Below are 23,892 nucleotides of genomic sequence, written 5' to 3' on the forward strand. Positions count from 1 at the left end.
CCATGAAAAATTGGATTACGGTCATCGTCTCTGTCTTGATTCTCGCTGCGGGAGGCTTTTCTGCTTATGAACTGAACGGACGTTGGGATACACCCGTAGTCAACGCGGAGTCGAAGCTGGGGGTGCCGGGCAGCACGGTCAAAGCAAACGCCAAGCCGGATCTCAAGGAAATGATTCGCGAGGACCAGAAGCACGTCGTATCCGTCGAAGTTACCTTGGAGGACGGTTCGTCGTTGGGCTCCGGATTTCTGTACAACGACAAGGGCGACATCATCACCAACGCCCACGTGGTTAGCGGCGCGCTCAAAATCCGCGTAAAAACGAACGACATGAGCATCTACTCCGGTAAACTGATCGGCATGAACGAGGAAAAAGACGTTGCCGTGGTGCGGGTAGATGCGTTGGCCGGCAAGGAGCCGATCGTCGTCGATAAAGAAACGAAGGCGGAGATCGGGGACACGGTGCTGGCATTCGGCAGTCCGCTGGGCTTGGATAATACGGTAACGACGGGCATCATCAGCGGCGTGGACCGCGATATGGATATCGATGACATCAAGTATCGGGGCATCTATCAAATTTCCGCTCCCATCACGCACGGCAACAGCGGAGGTCCGCTCGTATTGGAAAGCAGCGGCAAGGTCATCGGCATCAACTCGGCGGGGAACGATCAAGGCAGCATCGGCTTCAGCATTCCTTTTTACCAAATTGCAGCGATGGCCGAGGATTGGAGCGCACACCCGGATGAGCAGCTCGCAAACGAATCCTTCAGTTTGGACAATGAAGAGATAACATCCGCGTCCGGGTATACCAAGGAATCGCTGTCTGCGGACGCCCAATACCTGGTTCAATACTTTTACGATTGCGTGAGCGGCGGCGATTACGTGTCGGCCTATAGCGTACTGGGCAGCAACTGGCAGACTAAAACCGCTTACGAGAAATTTCGTGAAGGCTATCTGAATACGCAAAGCGTGTCCATCACCGATATTTCCGTCACCTCGGCAACCGAGAAGGAAGCGCAGGTCGCCGTTATCCTGGAGGCTTGGGAAAACAAAAACGGAGAGTCGGTACTCAGCAAATACAGCAGCACCTATACGGTCAAGTTAGAGAACGATACGCTCAAAATCGTGTCCGGCAAAGGGAAGAAGCTGTAGACTGTGAAAAATCGCTCAACGGAATCGTCACGACTGGCGCGGCCGGCAGACTTAGGCCTGCTTCAGCATAAACGCTTTTCCATAATCTCCGTGATCGTGCAGAATAATCGCATTGATGCTTAAAGAGGCGACCCGGTGTCGGGTCGCCTTGTGTGCACGCAAGGTTATTGTTGGGACATTATGGCAAGACGATTCTTCAGATCCTTAAGATCCTGCGAATTGTCAGCATTCATCTGGCATCGTTCCATCCCAAGGTTGTAGATCGACACCGCTTTGGAGCGGTCGCTGTCTATGTATAGATCTCCCCAGTGGATGTACGCCCATACAGAATCCGGGTAGTCCGCTATTATTTTTTCGAATTCCATATCCGATCTGGAGAAATCATCCATTAACCCGTATGATTCTGCGATTTCTAAACGCAAGGTCAATCGTTGACCTGGCTCGGTATCCGAAAAAAGCTCCTCCTGCTCGCGGTTGAGCGCGATTCTTTCTTCCAGTAGCGCCATTCTTTGAGCGACTTCCAGGCTTACAGCTGCATTGCGAAGCGTCAGCGAATAATCGTCAAGTATCCATGCAAAGTCCGTAAAAGACGGGAATCGCTCATAAAGTTCATCCCATGAACGAATGCCCAACTGGAGAATGAACCTCGTTTTTAATCGGTCCCATATCGTACGCTGAAGTACCAGACGTTCTTGCTCCTGTTGAGGAGAGCCGTATTCAATCATACGATCGGCCAGATATTCAAGCTTGTCGAAGCTGATTATATCCGATGCCCAACGCTTACTGAACTGTTTTGCCGCGAGAATGGGGAAGATCGAATCTTTACTGTCAACAGGCGCGCCAATGCGTTCCTGCCACACCTGGGCTACCCGATCGGAATACATCGTTTCCTGAAGGTCTCGCAGGAAGCCCTCCCGGTCTACGGTTATACCCATTCGACTTAATTGGCTCAAGATGTCGTCATCCGACATTCGTTCCACGGCATCCGGTTGCCATCGGTTTTTTTGATTGAGCTTGTGCGCCAATACTTTTTCCAAGCTCCGCAAGCTGGGCGGAGGCGCTGCGGGAATAGGCTTATCGTATTTGGGAATACAGCATTTTTTGTATTTCTTTCCGCTGCCGCAAGGGCAGGCATCGTTACGGCCGAGCATGCGCCAACTTTCCCCTTTCATGTCCTAATAAGTTCCTCCTCATTCACTTTAACATATCTCCTGCGAGCGACAGGATAAAAACTTCCTGATCTCAGATCCAAGCGCTTGCGGCAGCAAGATGGCTTGCGAGGCCGCAGACTTAGGCCTGCTTCAGCACAAACGCTCTTCCATACTCTCCGTGATCATGCAGAATCGGGTGTTCAATCTGGATCGTCGAATGCTCGATTCCGTATTTGCTTTTCAAAACATGATTAATCGCCAAAATCGCGCAGAAGGGTTCGACGTCTTTTTTGACAAATACATGCGCGGTCAGCGAATAATGCTCGGTGGTCACCGCCCACAGATGAAGCTCGTGAACGTCCGTGACGATATCGAGGTCGTTGATGTCTGCGCGAATCGCATCGAGATCGAACTTTTCGGGGACGGTCTCCATCAGGACGAGATAGGATTCGCGAATGATTTTGAACCCGCCCAAGAAAATAATCGCGCCGACGACCATGCTGATCAAGGGATCAAAGATCAAGAAGCCGGTAAAGTGGATCAGAATAGCGGAAACGATAATGCCGACGGAGCTAAGCAGGTCACCGACAAAGTGCCAGAGCGCGCTTTTCACGTTCAGATTTTCTTCCTTCTTGGCGCTGCGGCTGAGTACGATCGTCAAAACGACGTTTACGACCAAGCCGATGGAGGCGATCGTTAACATGATGGGCATATCGACTGCTTGCGGCTGAATGATGCGTCTGATCCCTTCCGCAAAAATGCCGACGGCAATGATGGCCAGCGCCAGACCGTTCAGAAACGAGGCGATAATCTCGAAGCGGAGGAAGCCGAACGTGTACTTCCGGTTGGGCTTGCGGGTTGCCATATAGATGGCTGCCATGCTCAAACCCAATGCCAGCACGTCGGATATCATATGCGCCGAATCGGAGAGCAGGGCGAGGGAGTTGGAAACCAGCCCCCCTACGATTTCTACGATGGTGAAAAACAAGGTTAATGTCAGCGTGATCCAAAGTGTCTTTTTGGATGTCTTTTGCTCTTTGACGTGATCAAGGTGATGAAAATCGTAATTGTTCATTCCGATCTTCCTTTCGCTTTCCTACATTAGAATAATTATTATCTAATGATTAATTAAAACTTATCACGATTTGTTCCTGCGCGCAAATGAACATTTTATGGATCCTATTAAAGATATTCATTATCAACGGGAGGAGTTAGTATCGGCGGATCGGGTGCAACTTCCGGGAAATTAAAGGCTGGATAAAAGCAAAGAGCCGCCCCAGCGTCATTTTCATGACTTTTGGGGCAGCTCTTTGTTGTAAAGAGACGCTGTACAGCGTTACATGGCGGGATCGAGCAGACATTCGGCGCAAAGAGGCGCTGTACAGCGTTACATGGCGGGACCGAGTGGCATCCGGCGAAAAGAGACGCTGCACAGCGCTACATGGCGGGAGCGAGCGGTCATCCGGCGCAAAGAGGCGCTGTACAGCGTTACATGGCGGGACCAAGCGCTCATCCGGCGCAAAGAGGCGCTGTACAGCGTTACATGGCGGGATCGAGCGGGCATCCAGGAGCAGAGTTAGCAGGAAAAACCGTGTATCTCCGTACAAATCGCCGCTCAGGAGCAGAATTAGCAGGAAAAACCGTGTATCTCCGTACAAATCGCCGCCCAGGAGCGGAGTTAGCAGGAAAAACCGTGCATCTCCGCACAAATCCCCGCCCTGGAGCGGAGTTAGCAGGAAAAACCGTGTATCTCCGCACAAATCCCCGCCCAGGGGCAAAGTTAGCAGGAAAAACCGTGTATCTCCTCACCAAAACAGCGCCACGGAAGCGCCGATGCCCAGACAAACGGTGCATCTCTCCGCCATTCGCAGCTCTTGAGTACTATTCCCACTATGCATCGTAGCCACAAAAATTGCGCTGTACAGCGCTACATTTCGGGACCGAGCGGTCAATCGGCGCAAAGAGACGCTGTACAGCGTTACATAGCGGGGCCAAGCGCTCATCCGGGGCAAAGAGGCGCTGTACAGCGTTACATGGCGGGACCGGGCAGGCAATCGGGCCAAAGAGGCGCTGTACAGCGTTACATAGCGGGACCGAGCGGCCACACGGCGAAAAGAGGCGCTGTACAGCGTTACCTTACGGGACCGAGCGGCCACACGGCGCAAAGAGGCGCTGTATAGTGTTACCTTACGGGACCGCCACACATGGCGGGAGCGAGCGGTCTTTTTATAAAGACCGGCCTTCCAGCTCAAGCATAGGCTCGTATAGCTTCGCCCAATTCCGCTCGATATCCGCGATCAGCTCGTCCGGGTCCTCGATGCCGATATACATGCGCACGCTTGCTAGCGGGCTGCCGTCTTCGATGTCTTGGGCGGGGGCTGCGCCGACGGTGACGAGACTCTCGTAGCCGCCCCAGCTGACGCCGATCCGGAAGTAGTCGAGGTCGGTCGCCCATTGCTTCATTTTCTCCACGCTATGTCGCGTCACGAACGAGAACAGGCCGCCGTAACCGCTCAGTTGACGGTCGGCCAGCTCTTTCTGCGGGTAGCCTGCCAGCCCCGGATGGTTGATGCGTACGACGTCCGGCTTGGACGCGAGATGCGCCGCGATCTTGAGCGCGCTGGCCTGGTGGCGTTCGAGCCGCAGCGGCAGCGTGCGTAGGCCGCGCGTAATCAGGGACGCGGTCTGCGGCGCCATGGCGGCACCGAGATTCAGGTAGCTGCGGTGCCCGATCAGGTTGATCAGCTCGCGGCTGCCGATGGCGACGCCGCCGAGACTGTCGCTGTGGCCCGAGAAATATTTGGTGAGCGAGTGCATGACCAGATCGATGCCCATGGCAAGGGGCTTCTGGAAATACGGCGTCGCCCAGGAGTTGTCGATAGCCGTGATGATGCCGTGCGCCTTTGCCAGGCTGGCGAGCGCGGGGAGGTCCTGCATTTCAAATAAGCCGGACGTCGGGCTCTCCAGGTAGAACAGCTTGGTATTCGGGCGGATCGCATCCGCGAAGCCTCCCGTATCTTTGCCGTCGATGAAGGTGACTTCGACGCCGAAGCGCGCCGACAGGTCGGCGAGCAGCTCGCGGGTAGGCCCGTAAGCCTGATCGACGCAGACGATATGCTCGCCCGATCCGACCAGCGCGAAGATCACGGCGGAGATGGCGCCCATGCCCGAGGCGAAGCAGCGCGCGCTTTCTCCGCCTTCGAGCCGCGCGATCTTTTCCTCCAGGTACATGACCGTCGGATTGTTGCCCCGCGAGTAGACGGAGGCGGCCAATACGTCCTGCATCGCCTCGTCGAACTTCTGGTGCGTCTCGAACGCGAACAGACTGCTCTGGTAGACAGGCATCGTGATGGCGCCTTGATGGCGGCTGTCTACCGAATCGTGCGATACTTCCGTATAAAAATGATTTTTGTCTCTCTCGCTAGTTGTCATATATACCTGCTCCTATCCTGCAAGAACTGGCTCAGCCCTTCTCTGCCCCTTGCGTCAAGCCCTCGACGATATAACGCTGGGCGAAGGCGAACATGATGATCGTAGGGATAACAGAGATTACGGTTCCGGCCGACATGGATCCCCAATCGATATCGAACTTGAGTACGAATGAATTCATCCCGACAGGCAGCGTCTTTAGCGAATTCGTATCGATGAACATGACGGCCTGGAACAATTCGTTCCAGTTCTGAACGAAGGCGAATATAAACGTTGATGCAATCCCCGGCAGCATGACCGGGATAATGATGCGGAACAGCGACGTAATCCGCGAGCAGCCGTCAATCATGGCGGCTTCCTCGAGACTGGCCGGGATACGCTGGAAGAAGCCCCTGAGCATAATGGTCGAGAAGGCGATGGAGCCCGTCGTGTACAGCAGGATGAGCGACATCCGCGTGTTCGTCAGCCCCATGTCCGACATCATCAGGTACAGCGGCGCCAGCGACACGAAGCCCGGCAGCATCTGGGTGAGGAAAAACGCGAGCATGATCTGCTTGTGGCCGCGGAACGAGAATCGCGCCATGACGTACGCGCACAAAATCGAAATGATGATGACGGCGACGGCGGACACGATCGACACGATCAAGCTGTTCATGATATAAACATGAAACTTGGAAACCGTAAAAATGCGGTCGAAGTTACTGAGAGAAAAATGAGTCGGCCAATACGAGATCGGCAGCTTGAAGATTTCGCCTTTGGGCTTGAAGGCCGTGATGACGATCCAGTACAGCGGGAATACGACCACGGCCAGGTGCAGCGCCAGATAGAAGATCTTTAATCCCTTGAGGGTCGCTTTGACGGCCATCAGAAGTCACCCACTTTCTCGGACTTCGTCACGAACAGGTAGAAAATCGTGTACAGCATCAGAATCGCGAGCATGATGACGCCGATCGCGGAGGCCATGCCGTAATTGCCGGCGAGCAGCTTCTCCATGAGGAGAGAGGACAGCACATGCGTGCTCCCGGCCGGACCGCCGTTGGTCATCCCGTAGATGAGCGTCGGGTCGTTGAAGATCCAGATCACGCGCAGCAGCGTCGTGGCGATGATCGTCGGCATAATGTAGGGCAGGGTCACGTTAAAAAACTGGCGGAACGCGTTGGCGCCATCGATGTCCGCGGCTTCGTACAATTCGCCGGGCACGGACTGGAGGGCGGCAAGCAGCATGATGGCGAAGAAGGCGATGCCGTACCATACGTTCGCGACGATGACCGAGAACATGGCCCAATGCGGGTCCGATAAGAACCCGATCCGCTCGTGGATAATGCCGGTCTTAAGCAGCAGGTCGTTGATGACGCCGTATTGGGAATTGAACAGCCATTTCCAGATCAGGCCGATCAGGAACCCGGACAGCGCCCAGGAGTAGAACACGAAGCCTTGATAAACGCCGCGTCCGCGGAACTGCTTCTTGAGCATCAGCGCGAGCGCGAGTCCGAAAAAAAATTGAAAGACAAGAGAGAAGAAAACCCAGTATACGCTGTTCTGAAGCGCGGTGAGGAATTTGCTGTCGCGAAAGGCCGCCTCGAAGTTCTGGAGTCCGACGAAATCGACATTATTGAGGTTGAACAACTCGTAATTCTGAAAGGCCATGATCACGCCGCGTAGAAACGGATAGAACGTGAAGACGCCAAGCAGCAGAAATGCGGGAAATAGGCTGAGCCATATAAATGTACGCTGTTTCATCCGGAATCACCGCCTTATGATGCAGGGAATATGGCTTGCGATGTTGGCCGCCCGCCATATTCCCTTTGTGGTTAACAGTCGTTCTGCAGCTTATTTCGCGCCAAGCTCCGCTTTTGCGTCGACCCAGAACTTGTCCCATTTGGCCAGCGTTTCCTCTACGGTCGCCTTGCCAAGCAGCATTTGTTGGCCGGTCTCCATGGACACCGTGCCGAACTTGCTGTTCGCCGGGTAGTTGAACGGAGGCTTGTAGTTGACGAACGTCTTGGGATCGGCCGTCATATCCAGCAGCGTCTTGTACGGACCGTCATTGAAGTATGCGTCTTCGGTCGCGGTGCTGTGGATCGGAATCGTGCCGTAGCTCTTGGACCATTCGACGTTCTGCTCGTTGGAGCTCAGGAATTCGATCAGCTTCCAGGCCGCTTCCTTGTGCTCGGAGAAGGACGTAATGCCCCAGCCTGCGCCGCCTGCGCTGATCAGCGCGACGCCGCTCGGGCCGGTCGGCATCGGAGCCGTCGCCCAGGTTCCTTCTTCCATGCCTTCCTTCAGCGTATTGATGACGTCCGGATCCTGAAGCAGGAAGGCGGTTACGCCCGAAGTGAACGCTTGTACCTGCTCCGAGAAGCCCCAGCCGACGGAGTCTGCAGGCGAGCCTTCCTTAAAGAGCTTGACGTACAGGTCGAGCGCTTGCTTGGCTTCGGGGGAAGCATAGATCGACTTGCCGTCGTTCAGGAACATCGCGTCGTTCGTGTTGACGTTAGCGCCGTTGTACGCCAGAACCATCGTGTCCGGCACGGAGTTGGCGCCCGGGCCGCCGCGGAACGAGAAGCCGTAGCGATTCTTGGACTTGTCGGTCAGCTTGATCGAGGCGTCGACCAGCTCCTGGTAGGTCTTCGGCACGGCGATTCCCGCATCTTTGAGCCAATCTGAACGGTAGAACATTTGCCGCTGATAGAGGCCGTTGGAGACGAAGTACAGCTTGTCGCCGATGCTGCCGACGTCGAGGGCCGTTTTCGTGACCGTGGAGAACTCGCTCCAATTTTTTGTATATTCATTAAGCGGTTCCAGATATCCGTTGTTCACGAATTCCGCTACGTTCAAGTCGCGGGCTTCGACGATATCGATGTTTTCTTTAGCGGAGAGCATCGTGCGGATCTTGTTGTCGGCTTGGTCGAAGGGAGGCGAGATCAATTCAACATCGATATTGGAATTGGCTTTCTTAAAAGCATCGATCATCTTTTGAAGCTCGGCGGTCCGGGTGTCGGAGGTCAAGCTTTCGATCATGCGGAGTTTAACTTTCTCTCCGCCGGCGGAATTGCCCGCAGAGGCACCGGCCGAAGCGCCCGACGAATTGTTGTTGTCGTTGCCGCCGCATGCGGACAAGACGAGAGCCAACGCTACAGAAGATACCGCCAATTTTGAAATCGTTTTCATTCCACTTTGTGTGAACATTCGATTCCCCTCCTCTATGGATATCATACCGGCAGACTGTCTAACTATCAACCTGTATGATAGGTATAATCGTAATCTCTGGCCCTATTTTTTGTCAACAGTTTTGTTACCTGGGTGTTAATATTTCTTACAAGAAAATTACTTGCATCGTAAACGCTTATTTTACGCGATTAAATTTCATAGGTTTTAATGATTTCTTCGAGGGAGTTCATCAACTTGTCGAACTCGGACAGCGCCGCCCGCACATCGTGTGCCGCGATCGCTTCGAACATCGTGAAATGGAAAGGGTAGGTCGCATCGAATAATCCCGCGTTGCCTAGCGGCTTGTCGAAAAACTTGTTATAAAGGACGGAAAATGAATCTAAAACGCTTTCTAAAATGGGATTAGCCGCCGCCTTGTTGACGAGTTGATGAAAGGTAAAATCGATCCTGGACGTGCTTTGGCCGTTTTCCTTGAGCCTGCGGTATTCGTTCAGGCACGCTTGGATTTCTTTGATTTGCTTGGGGGTTATGCGCTGCGCGGCCAATTCGATCGCCTTGCCTTCAAGCGCGCGGCGGACGTCGAGGGTCGCGAGGAGCGAGCTGCGCTCAACCTCGATCTTCACCTTGCCGGAGAAGCGGAAGGTGTCCATGTCTCTCACGAAAACGCCTTTGCCGTTTTCGATACGGACCACTTCGTTGGCTTCCAGGTAACGCAGCGCTTCGCGAAGCGAAGAGCGGCCGACGCCGAACATTTCCGTCAATCGATCGACCGAAGGGAGCTTGTCGCCTTCCTTCAGTTCTTTCTCCTGAATATAGTTCTGAAGCTCCTCGGAAACCTGCTCATAGAGATGAATTTTCTGTATCTTCTTCATGAACCTTTCCTTCTTCCCTATTCACCTATCAGACAGGTCAATCATAGTGAAAATGCCCATTAATGTCAATGGAAAATTGGACTACGAACCTCCGGATCGTATCGATAGAGTCGGGCGCAGATTCGGCGGACAGGCGATCCTTTATCTTTATAAAATCGCATGTTTTTGCCGTTCCGCGGACACAGCTTCCGCTATTCATCGCTTCAGGTAACCCGTAGATCCTTTTTTTTTAAAATAGCGGCTTCTCGGTCCGGAACCTCGGCTTCAAGCACGCAAACCCCTCAAATAGCGGCCGCTGAGTACGTCGCTGTATGGGGCGATAGTTGTTAAAAGGCAGTTATTTCGACGGTTAATCGCGGTATAGAGTCGATAGTAGTTAAAAGGCAGTTATTTCGGTGAATTTCTTGCGCGCGGAGTCTTTTTTCCAGAATTAACTGCCTTTTGACCCTTATGTGGAAATTTTAATCATGGATTAAAGAAATAAATGTCTTTTAACACTTATTTGAAATGTTGCCGACTGCGGATACTTGAAAAGGACCGCGATCTGCGGGGTTACTTGGCCACTTGAGGTCACTCGAGGTCACTCGAGGTCACTCGAGGTCACTCGGAGTAACGCGGCTTTACTCGGTCGTTGTACGCACCGGATTCCCGCAGTGCAGTCAATGAACGCAGGGGGCCACGACCGGCCGACCGATATCAAAATCATAAAAATGCCCTTATTAATCCTATAAAATGTACCTTTGACGAAACGGAAAGGGTCTTGTATATTGGCGTGTAAACGCATTCAAGCTAGTGTGCTTGAACTTGCAAGATTAAAGGGATGATTGAAGGATGAGAAGCATCGGTTGGATAAGCGGCGTTGCCTCCATAATAAAAAACATGAAGCTGCAGAACAAATTAATGGCAAGCTTCCTGCTCGCCTGCGTCGTTCCGCTGATTGTCGTCAGCGTCCTAATTTTTCGCCAGTCGGCTGCGGGGCTTGAAGAATCTTCGGAGGAATTCGCAGCCTTATATACGTCTCAAATCAGGACCTCGCTTAACGAATTCCTCAAGGAATACGACAAGGTGACGAAGTCGGTTTTGGTGGACAACGAGCTGATCTACAGCCTCGGTGACAAGCAAAGCAAGTCCATCGACGAGCAGATCATCCAGAGCGTTGCGGTGCAGCGGCTGCTGATGCGGGTTGCCTTGCTGAAGCCGGAGATCGGCGCCGCGATGCTGATCAGCAGGGACAACGCCGTGTATCAATATACGAACACGACAAGCAAGGTGAACGAAAAATTGCTTTTATCCCAAGCCTGGTTTAAAAAGCTAAGCAACTCGGAGGACACCTTTTTTATTACCGGGCTGCATGACCGCGCTTACTATGAGGATAAAGGAGCCGGCGCCATCGTCACGGTAGGGAGACTGCTGTACAGCTCCGACGGGGCTTATGCGGGCATTCTCCTCATCGATTTGGATCCCTTTTCGCTGCTGCCGCTCGATAACGACTTCGTGCAAGCCCGCAAAAAATACGGGATGAGCGTCATCATCAGCAATCGGAAGCAGCAGATCGTCTATCATTCCGATGCGGCCAGCGGCCGGTTGTCCTGGGAGCAGGTGCTGGCGTCCGGCGCTGACGAAGTCGGGGGCGACCGGACCAAGCACCGGATCATATTGACCGGAAGCACCGCGCAAGGCGAGCTGTCGATCAAGACCGAGATTCCCCGCGACAAGCTGCTCCAGAAGATCAACCGGATCAAGGGGACGACCCTGATCCTCATTATGGCGAGCTGCCTGATCGTCACGTTGATCTCGCTGGGCCTAAGCTATACGATAACGAAGCCCGTCAAGGCGCTGCGCCGAAGCATGAAGCAGGCCGAGGTCGGCCAGTACATGCCGATCGAGAAAAAGCAGGCGAACGACGAGATCGGCAGTCTCGTGAACAGCTACAACAAAATGATCGTCACGATTCGCACGCTGATCGAGGACGTATACATGGCGGAGATCAAGCAGCGCCAAGCCAAATTCCTCGCGCTGCAGAATCAGATCAATCCGCACATGCTGTACAACACGCTCGAGTCCATTCGCATGAAGGCGCTCATGAAGGACGACGACGAGACCGCCGACATGATCAAGATTCTGGCCCGCATGTTCCGGATCGCGCTGGGCAAGGAGGGCCATTCGCATTCGATTCGGACCGAGCTCGAGTATACAGTCTATTATTTGCAGCTGCAAAATATCCGGTTCGACAACATGTTCAAGCTCGACATCGACATCTCCCACGATATGCTGGACAGCCGCCTGATCCCGCTCATTTTCCAGCCGATCGTCGAGAACAGCATCAATCACGGCTTCGAAGGCTACAGCCGGACGATCCATATCGGGATTCGAGGAAGCTGGACGGCGAATGGCGATATTCGGATCCGCATCGCGGACGACGGGAGCGGCATGACGCCGGACAAGCTGGCGGAGCTGCGGGCGCTCGTTGAAGGCGCTGGAACGGAAAAACCGAGGTTTGAATCCACGGACGAGCCGTCGAGCAAAGGGCTCGGCCTGAAAAATATCGCGGAGCGGATCAAGCTTCAATACGGCGAGCCTTATGGCTTGAAGCTGGATTCCGATCCCAAGAGCGGGACCTCCGTCGAGATTTTAATTCCGAAGAACTGATTGTCGGAGATGACGAAGCGAAACGAAAGGAGCGATAGCGCGTGAACATCGTGCTGGTAGACGACGAAAAGGGTATCGTGGCGGGACTAAAGAAAATGATCGGCCGACATATTCCGGAATGCGAAGTGATCGATGTCGCCTACAACGGCATGGAAGGCTACGAGCTTATTCATCGGCTGCGCCCGGATATCGCGATTACGGACATTCGCATGCCGCAGTCCGACGGACTGGATATGATTAAAAGGCTGATCGATGCGGGCAGTCCGACCAAGTTCATCCTGCTGAGCGGCTATGCCGACTTTGAATATGCGCGCCAGGCGATGCAGCTGGGCGTGCGATTTTATATCAACAAGCCCGTCGAGGAGGAGGAGCTGCGGGATTGCGTACGTCAGGTCATGGCGTCGATTCGCGCGGACCGGGACAAGCTGCTGGAAGTGGACGCGCTCAAGCAGGAGGTGCACAATCGCAATCAGGAAAGCGCATTGAGGGACATTTTCGAGATAGGCGCCGACCACGGAGAGCTCGCGGAGGAGCTCCTTCGCCTCGCCGGGCTGCCCGCGGACCACTCCCGGTTCGTATGCGTCCTCATGGAGTTCGACAGAAGTGTCGAGCGCGTGAAGGAAACCGGGCTGGAGCCCGTTTACCGGCACATCGAGCAGGCCTTGGCCGAGTACAAGGGCGTGTACCGCTTCCGCTATTCGGGTGCCCAATTCGCCGTTCTCGTTGCCCACGATAAGGACATCGATTACGGCAATCTGGTCGGATCTGTCCGGCAGCTGAAGGAAGCGCTCGGTCGCGAATTGAAGCTGAATTTTGCCGCCGGCATCGGCACGGTGCACCGACGCGCGTCGGGCATCAGCGAATCCTTCGAGGAGGCCCGGCATGCGCTGGGCTACAAGGTCATCAAGGGGGCGGATGCCGTCATTCCGTATCCCGATATCCGTATAGACGAAAAGCGCTTGCCGATCGACACTGCACGAATGGAGGAGCTGGAAGCCGGCATTGAAAACTTGGACGAAGCGGGATGCGCGGATGTGATCCGCGGGATATTCAGCGAGATGGAGACCGCGCCCGGCATGAGTCCGGCAGATCTAAGGCTGCAGTGCGTCAATATCCTGCTGTCGAGCGCGCGGACGATGTCGGTCGAACAGCTCCGGCAATCCGATTTTTTGGGACGGCATCTTTTGTCGCTGGAGGCGGTCTCGAAGTTCAAGACGATCGCATGCTTCGAGGAATGGACGGTCCAGGCGATCGGGGCGCTTATCGCGTTCAAGCGGGAGCATCAAATGCCGAAGAATAAGGACCTGATCGCCGAGATCAAGGCTTACGTGACGGAGAACTTCGATCAGCCGATCAGCCTTGCCGACCTTTCTTCGCGTTTCTACATCAGCCCGATCTATTTGAGCCAGATCTTTAAGCAGAAAACGGGGGAGACCTACGTGAGCTTTCTGGCGAAGGTCCGGATCGGCAAGGCGAAGGAGCTGCTGGAGCGGACCGATCTGAAGGTGTATGAAATATGCCAGCGTGTCGGATATTCGGACACCCAGTATTTTGCGCGGCTGTTCGAGAAATGGACCGGCTTGAAGCCCACGGAATACCGCAAGCGGCAGCCTAATATGTGATCTTATCTACCACGCCAACCACGCCATTCGGGGTGGTTTTCTTTAGCCTGCCGGCCCGCCGCGTCGATGTAGCTCTATCCGGAGTTACATGGCCCATGCCCCCGGCTCGCCGCGCCGATGTAGCTCTATCCGGAGCTACATCGCCCATCCGGCTAGCCTGCCGCCCCGATGTAGCTCTATTCGGAGCTACATCGCCCGTCTACCCGAACCGCTGCGCCCATGTAGCTCTATCCGGAACCACCTCGCCCATTTTTTAATCCTAAAAATGCCCCTGTTTAACCTTGATTCTGTCCGATTGAGGCAAATCGACGCCGCGGATATAGTGGAGTTGTAAGCGAATTCAAGTCAGGAGCAAGGAGGGGCAAGGTTGAGAACAGCTGCACTGCATCGGATGAAAGTGTATTGGCCGTTGTATGCGATGGCGATACCCGGAATCGTTTTTCTGATCCTATTCAAATACATTCCGCTGGCCGGCGCTGTAATCGCATTCAAGGATTACTCCGTTTTCAAAGGATTCGTCGACAGTCCCTGGGTGGGCTTCAAGCATTTCGAAACGCTGATCCACCATCCCGACTTCGCCCGCGTCTTCGGCAACACGTTAATGCTGGGACTGCTCAAAATCGTGCTGGTGTTCCCGGTGCCGGTGCTGCTTGCGCTGATGATCAACGAGATCCGCAAGTCGGCGCTGAAAAAGGGCGTGCAAACCGCGCTCTACATTCCGCACTTTCTGTCCTGGGTCATCGTATCCGGCATCGTCTTCGATTTCTTCTCGCTGAGCGGACTGTTCAACATCGTACTCGGCTGGTTCGGCCACGAGCCCGTGCTGGCGATGCAAGAGAGCGGCTACTTCCGGATCATCTACGTTATCACCTCCATCTGGCGGGACGCGGGTTGGGGCACGGTCGTCTACATGGCCGCGATCAGCGCGATCGACCCCCAGCTGTACGAATCGGCGATGATCGACGGCGCCTCCAAGATCAGGCAGATCCGTCACATCACGTTTCCGCTGCTCCTGCCGACCGTCCTGGTGCTGTTCCTCCTCGAGATCGGCAACTTCCTGGACCTGGGCTTCGATCAGGTGTTCAACCTGCTCACGCCGATGACCTACAGCGCCGGCGACATTCTGGACACGTACGTATTCCGGACCGGCATCCAGCAGGCGCAGTACAGCTTCGCCACCGCCGTCGGCTTGTTCCAGTCGGTGGTCGGATTTATCCTCGTGTTCGTCTTTAACCGGTTATCGAGAAAAGTATCGGATGGGGGGCTCTGGTAGACGTGTCTGAAACGAGAAGCGAAAAAGTATTCGTATCCGCCGTCACCGTGCTGCTTATCCTCTTGTCGGCGCTTGCGCTCATCCCGCTCCTGTCCGTCGTCGCCACGTCGCTCAGCTCCAAGAGCGCCGTCGATATGAACCTGGTTACCATCTGGCCCAAGCAGCTGACGCTGGATTCCTGGCGATACATCATCGATCGGCCCGACCTGTGGCGGTCGTTCGCCCTGACGCTCGGCTCGACGCTGATCGGCACCGTGCTGGCGCTGCTGATGACGGCGCTGCTCGCCTATCCGCTGTCGAAGCCGGAGTTCCGCTGGGGCGGGGTCGTCATGATCGGCGTCGTCGTCGCGATGATCTTCAAGGCGCCGATCGTCCCGTATTTTCTAACCTTGCGCGGACTCGGCCTCTATAACAACCCGTTGGTGCTGATCGTGCCGCATGTGCTGAACCCGTTTAACCTGATCATCATGCGAACGTTTTTCAAGCAGTTTTCCAAGGAACTGGAGGAGGCGGCTTTCCTCGAGGGCTGCGGGTACTTCCGGATGCTGTTCCAATTCGTGCTCCCGCTGTCCAAAGCCGTGCTGGCGACGCTCGCCCTATTCTATGGCGTCGTGCTGTGGAACCAGTTCCAGCATCCGCTCCTGTTCCTGCAAAATCCGGATTGGTTCCCGCTTCAGATCAAGATCAGACAATTCATCACCGACGATAACGTCATCATGTCGGGGGCGGTGTCGTCAGCCGATCTGAACTATAATGAACGGACGCTTAGAGCCGTCACCGTCATCTTCGCCATTCTTCCGATCGTCGCGGCGTATCCGTTTTTGCAGAAGTACTTTGTCAAAGGGGCCATGATCGGCTCGGTTAAAGGGTAGAATATTCCTTCAGTTTAGCGGCTAAACGCCTAAACATATCATTTCCGGATCCATTATAAGGGGGAGCAACGCATGAAGATGAAAAAGATGGGGCTGCTGTCGGCGGCCGCGCTGCTGGCGGTCGTCACTGCAACCGGTTGCAGCGGAAGCTCGAATTCCGCAGAGGAAACTTCTTCGCCTGCCGCGCAGAGTCAAGCCGGCAGCGACGCGGAGATCGTCGATATCGAAGTATGGGGAACCAACATCGGCTACAAGCCGGTCGACAAAGGCAGCAAGCTGTACGAGCTGTACAAGGAGAAGCTGGGCGTCGGCGTCATCAACCCGTACGTCGAGTGGAACGGCGGCACCAACTACCTGAACCAGCTGAACCTGAAGATCGCCGCGAACGAGATGCCGGACCTGTTCACACCGCAGCAGGGCATCGAGGACAGCCTGGCCAAAAACGGCGCGATCGCCGATCTGACCGACCTGCTGCCGAAGTACGCGCCGAACGTCCTTGCGGTCATTCCGGAGGAGATGTGGGACGTTGTCAAGGCGAACGATCCGACCGGCCAAGGACGGATCTACTACATTCCCGGCTCGGTCGATTACGGCAGGTACGCCGGCATGATCCGCCAGGACTGGCTCGACAAGGTGGGCCTCTCGATGCCGACGACCCAGGACGAATACGTGAAGGTGCTCGAGGCGTTCAAAGACAAGGATCCGAACGGCAACGGGCAAAAGGACGAGCTGCCGACGGGCGGCCGTCAGGAAGCGCGCTGGATGGACCACTTGTTCGGGATGTACGGCGTCGCGATGTTCGAAGGTTATCCGGACTGGGACCTGTACGACGGCCAGCTGACGTATTCCGCGGTGACGCCGAACATGAAGGCCGCGCTGGCGTTCATCGCCAAGCTGTACAAGGACGGGCTGATGGATCCGGAAACGCTGCTGAACGACAAAGCCAAGTGGGACGGCAAGATCACGTCCAACAAAGCCGGCAACTACTTCCACTGGGTCGAGCAGCTGAATCTCAACCTGGAAAATCTGCAGAAGAATACGGGCGTGAAGGCGCAATTTTCAGTACTTCCAGTACCTAAGGTCGAAGGCTACGATGGCTTCTACACGTGGAAGCGCGTCGGTCCGCCGCAATGGGTCGTGAAAAACAACAAGGACGAGAAGAAGCTGATGGCGACCTTGAAGCTGCTGAACAACATGTACGACAAGAAAAACTGGAAGGACCTGTACCTCGGCGTGGAAGGCATGCACTATACGATGAAGGACGGCAAGGCCGTCAAGCTGCCGGACGACAAGAGCACCCAGGAAAATCAAATCCTGAATCCGTACTCCAGCTCGGCCACGCTTGAGTTCACGACCGATCTGTTCAACAGCACCGCGTCCGAAGACAGCAAGTGGATCGCCGATCAGGTGACGACAAACATGCAGGAAGCGCAAAAATACGCCAAGGTCATCGCCGGCGACGGCATGCCGGCCAGCGTCTACGAAGGCTATGCGGATATCAACAACCGCACGCTGTTCATCGAGTACGCCAGCAAGATCATCCTCGGCAAATACCCGATCGACAAGTTCGACGAATTCGTGGAAAAGTGGAACAAGTCCGGCGGCGAAGAAGTGACGAAGCGCGCCAGAGCGTGGTACGACAAAGTGAAGAAGTAATCAAAGAAGGAATTCGTTTGCATGCGGTCCGCCCGGCTCGATAACGGGCGGACTCTTTTTATGAGGAGAAGCAGGGGGTTATATCATGAACGATCGTCTTCAGGAAGTGCTCGACGGCAAAGGGCAAAATTATATCCTGCCGTTTCTGTGGCAGCACGGGGAGGAGGAGCGGGCGATCCGGGAAGAGATGGCCCGCGTCCATGAAGCCGGCATCGGGGCGGTGTGCATCGAATCGCGTCCGCACCCGGATTTTCTCGGTCCGAAGTGGTGGACGGATGTGGACATCGTAATGGACGAAGCCCGCAAGCGCAGCATGAAGGTATGGCTGCTCGACGACGACCACTTTCCGACGGGCCATGCGGTGGGGAAGGTCAAGGCGGCGCCGGAAGCGCTGCATCGCTTATTCTTGGGCGAGCGCCACATCGATGTCGTCGGCCCTGCCCGCGGCGCGTCCTTGCTGCTCGATACGCTGCTGCTGAACGGACTCCGGCCGACGATCTCGACGCCGGGGAGCGCGAGCGGCCTAAACAAGCTGGTCTCCGTCGTCGCGGTACGCCGGAATCCGGCGGGCGGCGCCTTGCTCGCCGACTGCGTCGACATCACCGATCTAGTGCAGGACGGAATTCTGTATTGGGATATTCCCGAGGGCTACTGGCGCGTCTTCATCGTATCGGAAAATAAAGACGGCGGCAGCCAGGCGCAGGCGGATTATATAAACCCGCTGCATCCGGACTCGGTGCGGATCTTGATCGATACGGTATACGAGGCGGTTTATGCGCGGTACAAGGCGGATTTCGGGCAAACGTTCGCCGGATTTTTCTCGGACGAGCCCGGCTTTTACAACGACAAGACGACCTTCGACTTCGATTCGAAGCCCGGCAAAAAAGGGGTTGCGCTTCCCTGGAGCGCCGAGCTGCCGGCGCTGCTGGCGCAGGCGCTCGGCGACGACTACCGCGAGCGGCTGCACCTCCTGTGGCATGACGCGGGAGAACGCTCGCAGGTCGTGCGCTACGCCTATATGAACATCGTCAGCAGGCTGTATGGAGAGCACTTCTGCAATCAGCTCGGCGCGTGGTGCTGCGAACGCGGCGTCGAATACATCGGGCATGTGCTGGAAGACAACAATGTGCACGCGAGGCTGGGCTCCGGGGCCGGACACTTTTTCCGCGCGCTTGGGGGACAGCATATGTCGGGCATCGACGTCGTGCTGTGGCAGATCGTGCCCGGCTTCGACGAAGTGCCTTTCCGCTGGCCGGCGGGGGAGACCGACAGCGAGTTTTTCCACTACGGCCTGGCCAAGCTCGGCGTCTCGCTCGCGCATATCGATCCGAAAAAACAGGGGCGGACGATGTGCGAAGTATTCGGTGCCTACGGCTGGGCGGAAGGACTCAAGCTGATGAAGTGGCTCACGGACCACATGCTCGTGCGCGGCGTGAACTACTTCGTGCCGCATGCCTTCTCCCAAAAGGCGTTTCCGGATCCGGACTGCCCGCCGCATCTGTATGCGGACGGGAAAAATCCGCAGTACCGCTATTACAAAATCTTAAACGACTATACGAACCGCATCAGCCATCTTCTCTCCGGTGGCAGGCATGCGGCGACCGCGGCCGTCCTGTACCATGCCGAAGCCGAGTGGTCCGGACAGGCGATGTATTTTCACAAGCCCGTGAAAATGCTGATGCAGCGTCAGATCGACTGCGACGTCGTTCCGGCCGATGTCCTGGTGGCGGGGGCGAGCGTGCGCGAAGGCAGGCTGCATATACATCTCGAAGATTATGCCTGCTTGATCGTACCGTATGCGGAGGCGCTGCCGGCAGCCTTGGTTCGCCGCATCGCTGAGCTCGCCGGTCAGGGCGTCGCCGTTCGTTTCGCGGGCGGGCTGCCGACCCGGTCGAGCGAGGGCGATGACGTGAGCGCGGAGCTGTCTCTTCTTGCCGGACATCCGTACGTGAAGGTAGTCGCCCTGGACGAACTGGCGCCGGGGTTAATCGAGGACGGGTATTACGACATTCGCGCCGAGGCGTACGAGCCGTATCTCCGGAGCTATCGTTACCTGCACGACGGCTTGGAGGTGTTCATGTTTTTTAACGAGCATCCGAACCGGACGATTCGCACCAAGGTTGCGCTGCCCGTCGAAGGCGACGTGTATGCCTACGATGCGTTCCTGAACCGGTTAACCGGATTAAGCGTCAAGGGCATTAACGTTAACGGAGTTAACGGCGGGAAAGGGGCTTCGTTAGAGCTCGTTCTCGAGCCGTACGAATCCGTCATCGTGCTCCACGGTTCCGGGCTTGAGGCGTATACGGCAATTCCGCATCCTTCCGCAGGTGCGGCAATTTCTGCAATTTCGGCAGGCTCGGCTGACTCGGCAGGTTCGGCAGGTCCTACAGACACGGCCATCGAGCTGCGCGGCGAATGGACCGTATCCGTCGCCGATGCCGGGCGATATCCCCATTTTACGGCGCGGGGTACGCTGGCTGAGCTGACGAATATGAGCGGACCGGAGGCGCTGCCGCGATTTTCGGGCACGATCCGTTACGAAACGGCGTTCGAGTGGAACGAGTCCGGGGTTAACGAGACGGTTCAGCTCGATTTGGGCGAGGCGTACGAGACGGCGGAAGCGTGGCTCAACGGCGAGCGGGCAGGCGTCCGCATCTGCCCTCCGTACCGGATGGAGGCGACAGGTCTGCTCAGGAAGGGCAAAAACCGGCTTGTCGTCGAAGTCACGAACACGCTGGCGAAGGAGCAGCGGGACTTCTTGTCTGCTTTTGCGCAGCAGGAGCCGAGCGGGCTGCTCGGGCCCGTTCGATTAAGAAGGACGGCTTCAACGAGGAGAGTAGAGTAGCGCACGGAATAGCGCACGGAATAGCAGACAGCCTCAGCGCCGGAAACGCGGCACTGAGGCTATTTCTCGCTCTGAATTTAGTTTGCCTTTCTCGCCGCAGACGAAAAGATTCCCGCTATAAATATCGCTGCCAGCACGATGATCAGCGCGCGCAGAAGTCCCCATTGATCGCCCAGAAGACCGATCATCGGCGGACCGACGAGGAAGGCAAAGTAACCGATCGTGGATACGAAAGCGACATTTTGAACGGCGTTCCTCGAATCGTCGCCGGCAGCGGAGAGACCTACCGGGAAGCCTAACGACGCGCCGAGGCCCCATAGAAATACGCCGACAGCGCCCAATAACAAATTACCGCTGAATATAACGATCGCCAGTCCGACCAGGCCGAGTAAAGCCGCAACCCGCAGGACCGGAACCCGACCGTATTTGTCCAAGAAGACGCCGCCCGACAATCGGCCTGCCAGCATGGCGGCCAGGAAGATCCCGTAAATCGTCGTCCCGGCGACATGGCTGACCTGGTAACCGTCGACAAAAGCGATCGGCAGCCAATCGTTGGCGGTACCCTCCGCCAGGGCCATCCCCAGAACGATAATTCCGATAAAAAGAAGCCTGGGATTGCGCCAGACACGGCTTTTTCGATCCGAGGCGTCGCTCCTGCCTTCCGCTGCGTTCGTTTCCGCTCTGCCCGTGCCGGAAGGAAGATATTTAATGACTATAAATAAAGCGATGCTTATCATAGCGGCAATCAAAATAAGATGGACGACCACCGGCATTTTGAGGCTGATGGCAACCGATCCGAGGCCGACACCGACGAGCGTGCCAGCGCTAAAGGAAGCGTGAAGGGACGGAAGCACCGTTTTCCGCAAACTTTGCTCCAAGGCCGCACCTTCCACGTTTTGCCCGACTTCCACGACGCCGTAGCCTAGCCCGAATACAATGAGGCCCAGTAATACCAATGCTTTTGACGCAAGAAAAACGCCGGCGCCAACGATGATCATGCCTGCCGCAATGAACAAAATGCTGACTAAAATGGCACTTCTCGCACCGATACGCGTAATCAGCTTGCTTGCGGATAACAGTCCGACGATGGAGCCGACGGCAATGCCGAATATGATCCATCCCATCACGGAGGTGGATGCGTGCAGGATATCCCGGATCTCCGGGGTTCTGGACGTCCATGACGAGATCGCCATGCCGGGAAGCGAAAAAATAACGAACAGGGCGATTCGCCATCTCGTTTGATTCACTGCAGATTGCATTGCGAAAATCGTTCCTTTCAAGCATGCCTTAGATTTTAAGTACATCTTGCATGATTAAAAGGCTGCTTGATATAAGAATCCGGTCCATTCATGTCATTAAATTCACACGATTCCTGTATTCCCTTGGCGTCATGCCGGTTCTCTTCTTAAAGGTCTGAATGAAGTAACTGGACGAATTGAATCCGCATTCCAAACCAACCTCCTGGATCGTCAGCGCTGAATGATGCAACAGCCGCTGGGCGGTCTCGATCCGATATTGGAGCAAATAATCGATCGGGGCGCATTTTAGATAGGCTTGGAAGCAGCGAGAGGCTTCGCTTTTACTGACGCTGGCCGCGTTTGATATGTCCTGAAGCGTAAGGGCGTCCATAAAATGCTGCTGAATAAAGGCCACCATTTGCTGCAAGCGAACCTGGTACTGCATTTCCCTTTGGTCTTGATCGACCGTAGGAATCTCCGCCAGATGGCTGAACATAAGCTGCCATATTTGATTTAAGTGAAGCTGTACCTGCATTTCAAAACAAGTCCCACCGACATTCCACGCGTCGTAGCTTAAAGCGGGAAACGGACCATACGGGCTTTTTTGGCCATATTCGTGCAGTAAGGCGAATATCCGGGAAAGCTGATCCAGAATCGTTTTTTGCCAGGGAATATCCGCACGCAAAATGATGTGGGGCAAACCGCGGTTTACGATGATCGGACCGATATATTTCTGATAAAGGACGCTCGTATAGGGCGCGATCAATTCCGTGGAAAAAACGATATTGGGGCATTGGCACGGGTCTGCCGCATCGAACTGTTCGAAGGCATGCAAGGCGTTAGCATTAATAAAAATGCCGTCGCCGGGATTTAACCGAACGAAATGATTGCCGATTTGCACCTTAACAGCCCCTCCGCGCGCGACGAAAAATTCCGGCTCGAAATGCCAATGCAGCGGCACGATCTGATCGATAAATTTATTCGGCTCATCGACATAATACTGAATGGGGAATTCGGGACGGCCGTGCGGATTGGTCTCGAACAGCTTATGGTCGAGAGGGATTGTATTCAGGTACATAACGGGACTCCTAAAGGTCAAATGACGTAATCGGATGCAGGCTCCGAAACTGGAGCGGCGTCATGCCTTCCGCGCGCCGGAAGCAGGAGCTGAAGTAACTCGCCTGCGAGAAGCCGGTCTCCAGCGCGATTTGCTTGACGGACAGCTGCGTGGACGCCAGCAGCCGCTTGGCGTGAATCAGCCTGGCTTCGAGCAGGAAGTCGGGAAACGACATGCCGAACGTAGCGCTGAACTTGCGGCTGAAATGGTGGGCGCTGTAGCCGGCCAGCGCCGCCGCTTGCTCGATCGTAAACGGTTCGCGGCTGCGGGCGCGCACGTAATTGGCGGCCGTCCGAATCCGGTCGGCGGAAGAGCTGGCGGGAACGTCCAGCCGCGACGTCGTTTCCTGCAATCTGGCCAGCAGCTCGTAAAGCGTCCCCGCGACGCTGTATTCGTCGTCAATCTGGTAGTGTCGCCCCAATCCCAGCAATCGATCCAGCAGCGCTTCGACAGGAGGCACGTCCGACAAGGCAAACAACCAGGGTCCGTCGAGTCCCTTCCCGTCGAGCAGCTCTTCGAGGCGTTCGCCGAAGAAATGCACCCACCGGATATGCCACGGATCGCCGGCATCGGATCGGTACACCTGCCTGAGGCCGGGGCCGTACAGAAACCCTTGCCCCCGCGTCAGCTCGTAGCGCCGGCCGTCCGTTTCAAGAAAGCCTTTGCCGTCGAGCACGATATGCAGATTGTACAACCGGTCCATCCGGCTTTCCTTGGTCTGGTATTCGCGGCTCACGGCATGCTCCGGAAACTGGCTGTACCCTCCGATAAAATCCGGAAAGCAAACATGCCTCGGAAACAAGGGCTTGGGCAGGAAAATATGCTCGCGCATGGGATGACCTCTAT

18 protein-coding genes are annotated in these 23,892 nt (G+C 55.6%); 8 read left to right on the forward strand and 10 right to left on the reverse strand.

Features of this window, described 5'->3' with window-relative positions:
* The first annotated feature begins 2 nt into the window (after positions 1-2).
* Entirely contained in the window at positions 3-1,151 is a 1,149-nt protein-coding gene (locus ACFOTD_RS30695) for a S1C family serine protease (RefSeq protein ID WP_378123746.1), read from the forward strand.
* A gap of 164 nt (positions 1,152-1,315) precedes the next feature.
* Here ACFOTD_RS30695 and ACFOTD_RS30700 read toward each other — a convergent pair whose 3' ends face one another.
* Together ACFOTD_RS30700 and ACFOTD_RS30705 are read right to left on the reverse strand one after the other, a co-directional pair.
* Positions 1,316-2,323 carry an SEC-C metal-binding domain-containing protein gene (locus ACFOTD_RS30700; protein ID WP_378123747.1) on the reverse strand — a complete coding sequence of 336 codons (1,008 nt, stop codon included), beginning with the start codon at positions 2,321-2,323 and terminating at the stop codon, positions 1,316-1,318.
* Positions 2,324-2,441: 118 nt separating this feature from the next.
* A complete protein-coding gene (locus tag ACFOTD_RS30705) occupies positions 2,442-3,377 on the reverse strand; it encodes a cation diffusion facilitator family transporter (protein ID WP_378123749.1) in 936 nt (311 codons plus the stop codon).
* A gap of 316 nt (positions 3,378-3,693) precedes the next feature.
* On the opposite strand from ACFOTD_RS30705, the gene ACFOTD_RS30710 reads away from it, so the two are divergent.
* Positions 3,694-3,882, forward strand: a complete 189-nt coding sequence (locus tag ACFOTD_RS30710; protein WP_378123750.1) for a hypothetical protein — start codon at positions 3,694-3,696, stop codon at positions 3,880-3,882.
* Between the two features lie 646 nt (positions 3,883-4,528).
* Here the strand turns inward: ACFOTD_RS30710 and ACFOTD_RS30715 are convergent.
* The 5 genes from ACFOTD_RS30715 to ACFOTD_RS30735 all read right to left on the reverse strand — a co-directional run bounded on the left by ACFOTD_RS30715 (position 4,529) and on the right by ACFOTD_RS30735 (position 9,774).
* A complete protein-coding gene (locus ACFOTD_RS30715; protein ID WP_378123751.1) occupies positions 4,529-5,734 on the reverse strand; it encodes a trans-sulfuration enzyme family protein in 1,206 nt (401 codons plus the stop codon).
* 31 nt (positions 5,735-5,765) lie between these two features.
* Positions 5,766-6,596 (reverse strand): carbohydrate ABC transporter permease, encoded by an 831-nt coding sequence (locus tag ACFOTD_RS30720; RefSeq protein ID WP_378123752.1) that lies wholly within the window; start codon positions 6,594-6,596, stop codon positions 5,766-5,768.
* Entirely contained in the window at positions 6,596-7,471 is an 876-nt protein-coding gene (locus ACFOTD_RS30725) for a carbohydrate ABC transporter permease (protein ID WP_378123753.1), read from the reverse strand. Before ACFOTD_RS30725 ends, ACFOTD_RS30720 begins: the two co-directional genes overlap by 1 nt.
* Positions 7,472-7,561: 90 nt before the next feature.
* Positions 7,562-8,920, reverse strand: a complete 1,359-nt coding sequence (locus ACFOTD_RS30730; protein WP_378123754.1) for an ABC transporter substrate-binding protein — start codon at positions 8,918-8,920, stop codon at positions 7,562-7,564.
* Between the two features lie 170 nt (positions 8,921-9,090).
* A complete protein-coding gene (locus tag ACFOTD_RS30735) occupies positions 9,091-9,774 on the reverse strand; it encodes a FadR/GntR family transcriptional regulator (RefSeq protein ID WP_282906614.1) in 684 nt (227 codons plus the stop codon).
* Positions 9,775-10,605: 831 nt separating this feature from the next.
* On the opposite strand from ACFOTD_RS30735, the gene ACFOTD_RS30740 reads away from it, so the two are divergent.
* The 6 genes from ACFOTD_RS30740 (at position 10,606) to ACFOTD_RS30765 (ending at position 20,691) form a co-directional block, all read left to right on the forward strand.
* Positions 10,606-12,423, forward strand: a complete 1,818-nt coding sequence (locus ACFOTD_RS30740) for a sensor histidine kinase (protein ID WP_378123755.1) — start codon at positions 10,606-10,608, stop codon at positions 12,421-12,423.
* 41 nt (positions 12,424-12,464) lie between these two features.
* Positions 12,465-14,045: a response regulator gene (locus ACFOTD_RS30745; RefSeq protein WP_378123756.1), complete on the forward strand. Its 1,581-nt coding sequence runs from the start codon at positions 12,465-12,467 to the stop codon at positions 14,043-14,045.
* A gap of 367 nt (positions 14,046-14,412) precedes the next feature.
* The gene (locus ACFOTD_RS30750) at positions 14,413-15,318 is read left to right on the forward strand and encodes an ABC transporter permease (protein WP_378123757.1); all 906 of its coding nucleotides are present in this window, start codon (positions 14,413-14,415) and stop codon (positions 15,316-15,318) included.
* Positions 15,319-15,320: 2 nt separating this feature from the next.
* Entirely contained in the window at positions 15,321-16,190 is an 870-nt protein-coding gene (locus ACFOTD_RS30755) for a carbohydrate ABC transporter permease (RefSeq protein ID WP_378123758.1), read from the forward strand.
* A gap of 72 nt (positions 16,191-16,262) precedes the next feature.
* Complete coding sequence (locus tag ACFOTD_RS30760; RefSeq protein WP_378123759.1) at positions 16,263-17,846, forward strand: type 2 periplasmic-binding domain-containing protein; 1,584 nt, start codon at positions 16,263-16,265, stop codon at positions 17,844-17,846.
* Between the two features lie 85 nt (positions 17,847-17,931).
* The gene (locus ACFOTD_RS30765; RefSeq protein ID WP_378123760.1) at positions 17,932-20,691 is read left to right on the forward strand and encodes a glycosylhydrolase-like jelly roll fold domain-containing protein; all 2,760 of its coding nucleotides are present in this window, start codon (positions 17,932-17,934) and stop codon (positions 20,689-20,691) included.
* A gap of 77 nt (positions 20,692-20,768) precedes the next feature.
* On the opposite strand, the gene ACFOTD_RS30770 is transcribed toward ACFOTD_RS30765, so the two are convergent.
* The 3 genes from ACFOTD_RS30770 to ACFOTD_RS30780 all read right to left on the reverse strand — a co-directional run bounded on the left by ACFOTD_RS30770 (position 20,769) and on the right by ACFOTD_RS30780 (position 23,878).
* Positions 20,769-21,950, reverse strand: a complete 1,182-nt coding sequence (locus ACFOTD_RS30770) for an MFS transporter (RefSeq protein WP_378123762.1) — start codon at positions 21,948-21,950, stop codon at positions 20,769-20,771.
* A gap of 88 nt (positions 21,951-22,038) precedes the next feature.
* Entirely contained in the window at positions 22,039-23,007 is a 969-nt protein-coding gene (locus ACFOTD_RS30775; protein WP_378123763.1) for an AraC family transcriptional regulator, read from the reverse strand.
* Between the two features lie 10 nt (positions 23,008-23,017).
* Entirely contained in the window at positions 23,018-23,878 is an 861-nt protein-coding gene (locus ACFOTD_RS30780) for a helix-turn-helix transcriptional regulator (protein ID WP_378123764.1), read from the reverse strand.
* Positions 23,879-23,892: the final 14 nt, after the last annotated feature.

It is taken from the genome of Cohnella sp. GCM10012308 (assembly GCF_042649185.1).
Taxonomy (GTDB): Bacteria; Bacillota; Bacilli; order Paenibacillales; family Paenibacillaceae; genus Cohnella.

Bases quoted from the DNA above. Each gene is read 5' to 3' on its own strand.
- ACFOTD_RS30735 (WP_282906614.1), bottom strand. From the start codon at position 9,774: ATGAAGAAGATACAGAAAATTCATCTCTATGAGCAGGTTTCCGAGGAG.
- ACFOTD_RS30715 (WP_378123751.1), bottom strand. From the start codon at position 5,734: ATGACAACTAGCGAGAGAGACAAAAATCATTTTTATACGGAAGTATCG.
- ACFOTD_RS30760 (WP_378123759.1), top strand. From the start codon at position 16,263: ATGAAGATGAAAAAGATGGGGCTGCTGTCGGCGGCCGCGCTGCTGGCG.
- ACFOTD_RS30725 (WP_378123753.1), bottom strand. From the start codon at position 7,471: ATGAAACAGCGTACATTTATATGGCTCAGCCTATTTCCCGCATTTCTG.
- ACFOTD_RS30710 (WP_378123750.1), top strand. From the start codon at position 3,694: ATGGCGGGACCGAGTGGCATCCGGCGAAAAGAGACGCTGCACAGCGCT.
- ACFOTD_RS30695 (WP_378123746.1), top strand. From the start codon at position 3: ATGAAAAATTGGATTACGGTCATCGTCTCTGTCTTGATTCTCGCTGCG.
- ACFOTD_RS30775 (WP_378123763.1), bottom strand. From the start codon at position 23,007: ATGTACCTGAATACAATCCCTCTCGACCATAAGCTGTTCGAGACCAAT.
- ACFOTD_RS30740 (WP_378123755.1), top strand. From the start codon at position 10,606: ATGAGAAGCATCGGTTGGATAAGCGGCGTTGCCTCCATAATAAAAAAC.
- ACFOTD_RS30765 (WP_378123760.1), top strand. From the start codon at position 17,932: ATGAACGATCGTCTTCAGGAAGTGCTCGACGGCAAAGGGCAAAATTAT.
- ACFOTD_RS30780 (WP_378123764.1), bottom strand. From the start codon at position 23,878: ATGCGCGAGCATATTTTCCTGCCCAAGCCCTTGTTTCCGAGGCATGTT.
- ACFOTD_RS30730 (WP_378123754.1), bottom strand. From the start codon at position 8,920: ATGTTCACACAAAGTGGAATGAAAACGATTTCAAAATTGGCGGTATCT.
- ACFOTD_RS30770 (WP_378123762.1), bottom strand. From the start codon at position 21,950: ATGCAATCTGCAGTGAATCAAACGAGATGGCGAATCGCCCTGTTCGTT.
- ACFOTD_RS30700 (WP_378123747.1), bottom strand. From the start codon at position 2,323: ATGAAAGGGGAAAGTTGGCGCATGCTCGGCCGTAACGATGCCTGCCCT.
- ACFOTD_RS30705 (WP_378123749.1), bottom strand. From the start codon at position 3,377: ATGAACAATTACGATTTTCATCACCTTGATCACGTCAAAGAGCAAAAG.
- ACFOTD_RS30720 (WP_378123752.1), bottom strand. From the start codon at position 6,596: ATGGCCGTCAAAGCGACCCTCAAGGGATTAAAGATCTTCTATCTGGCG.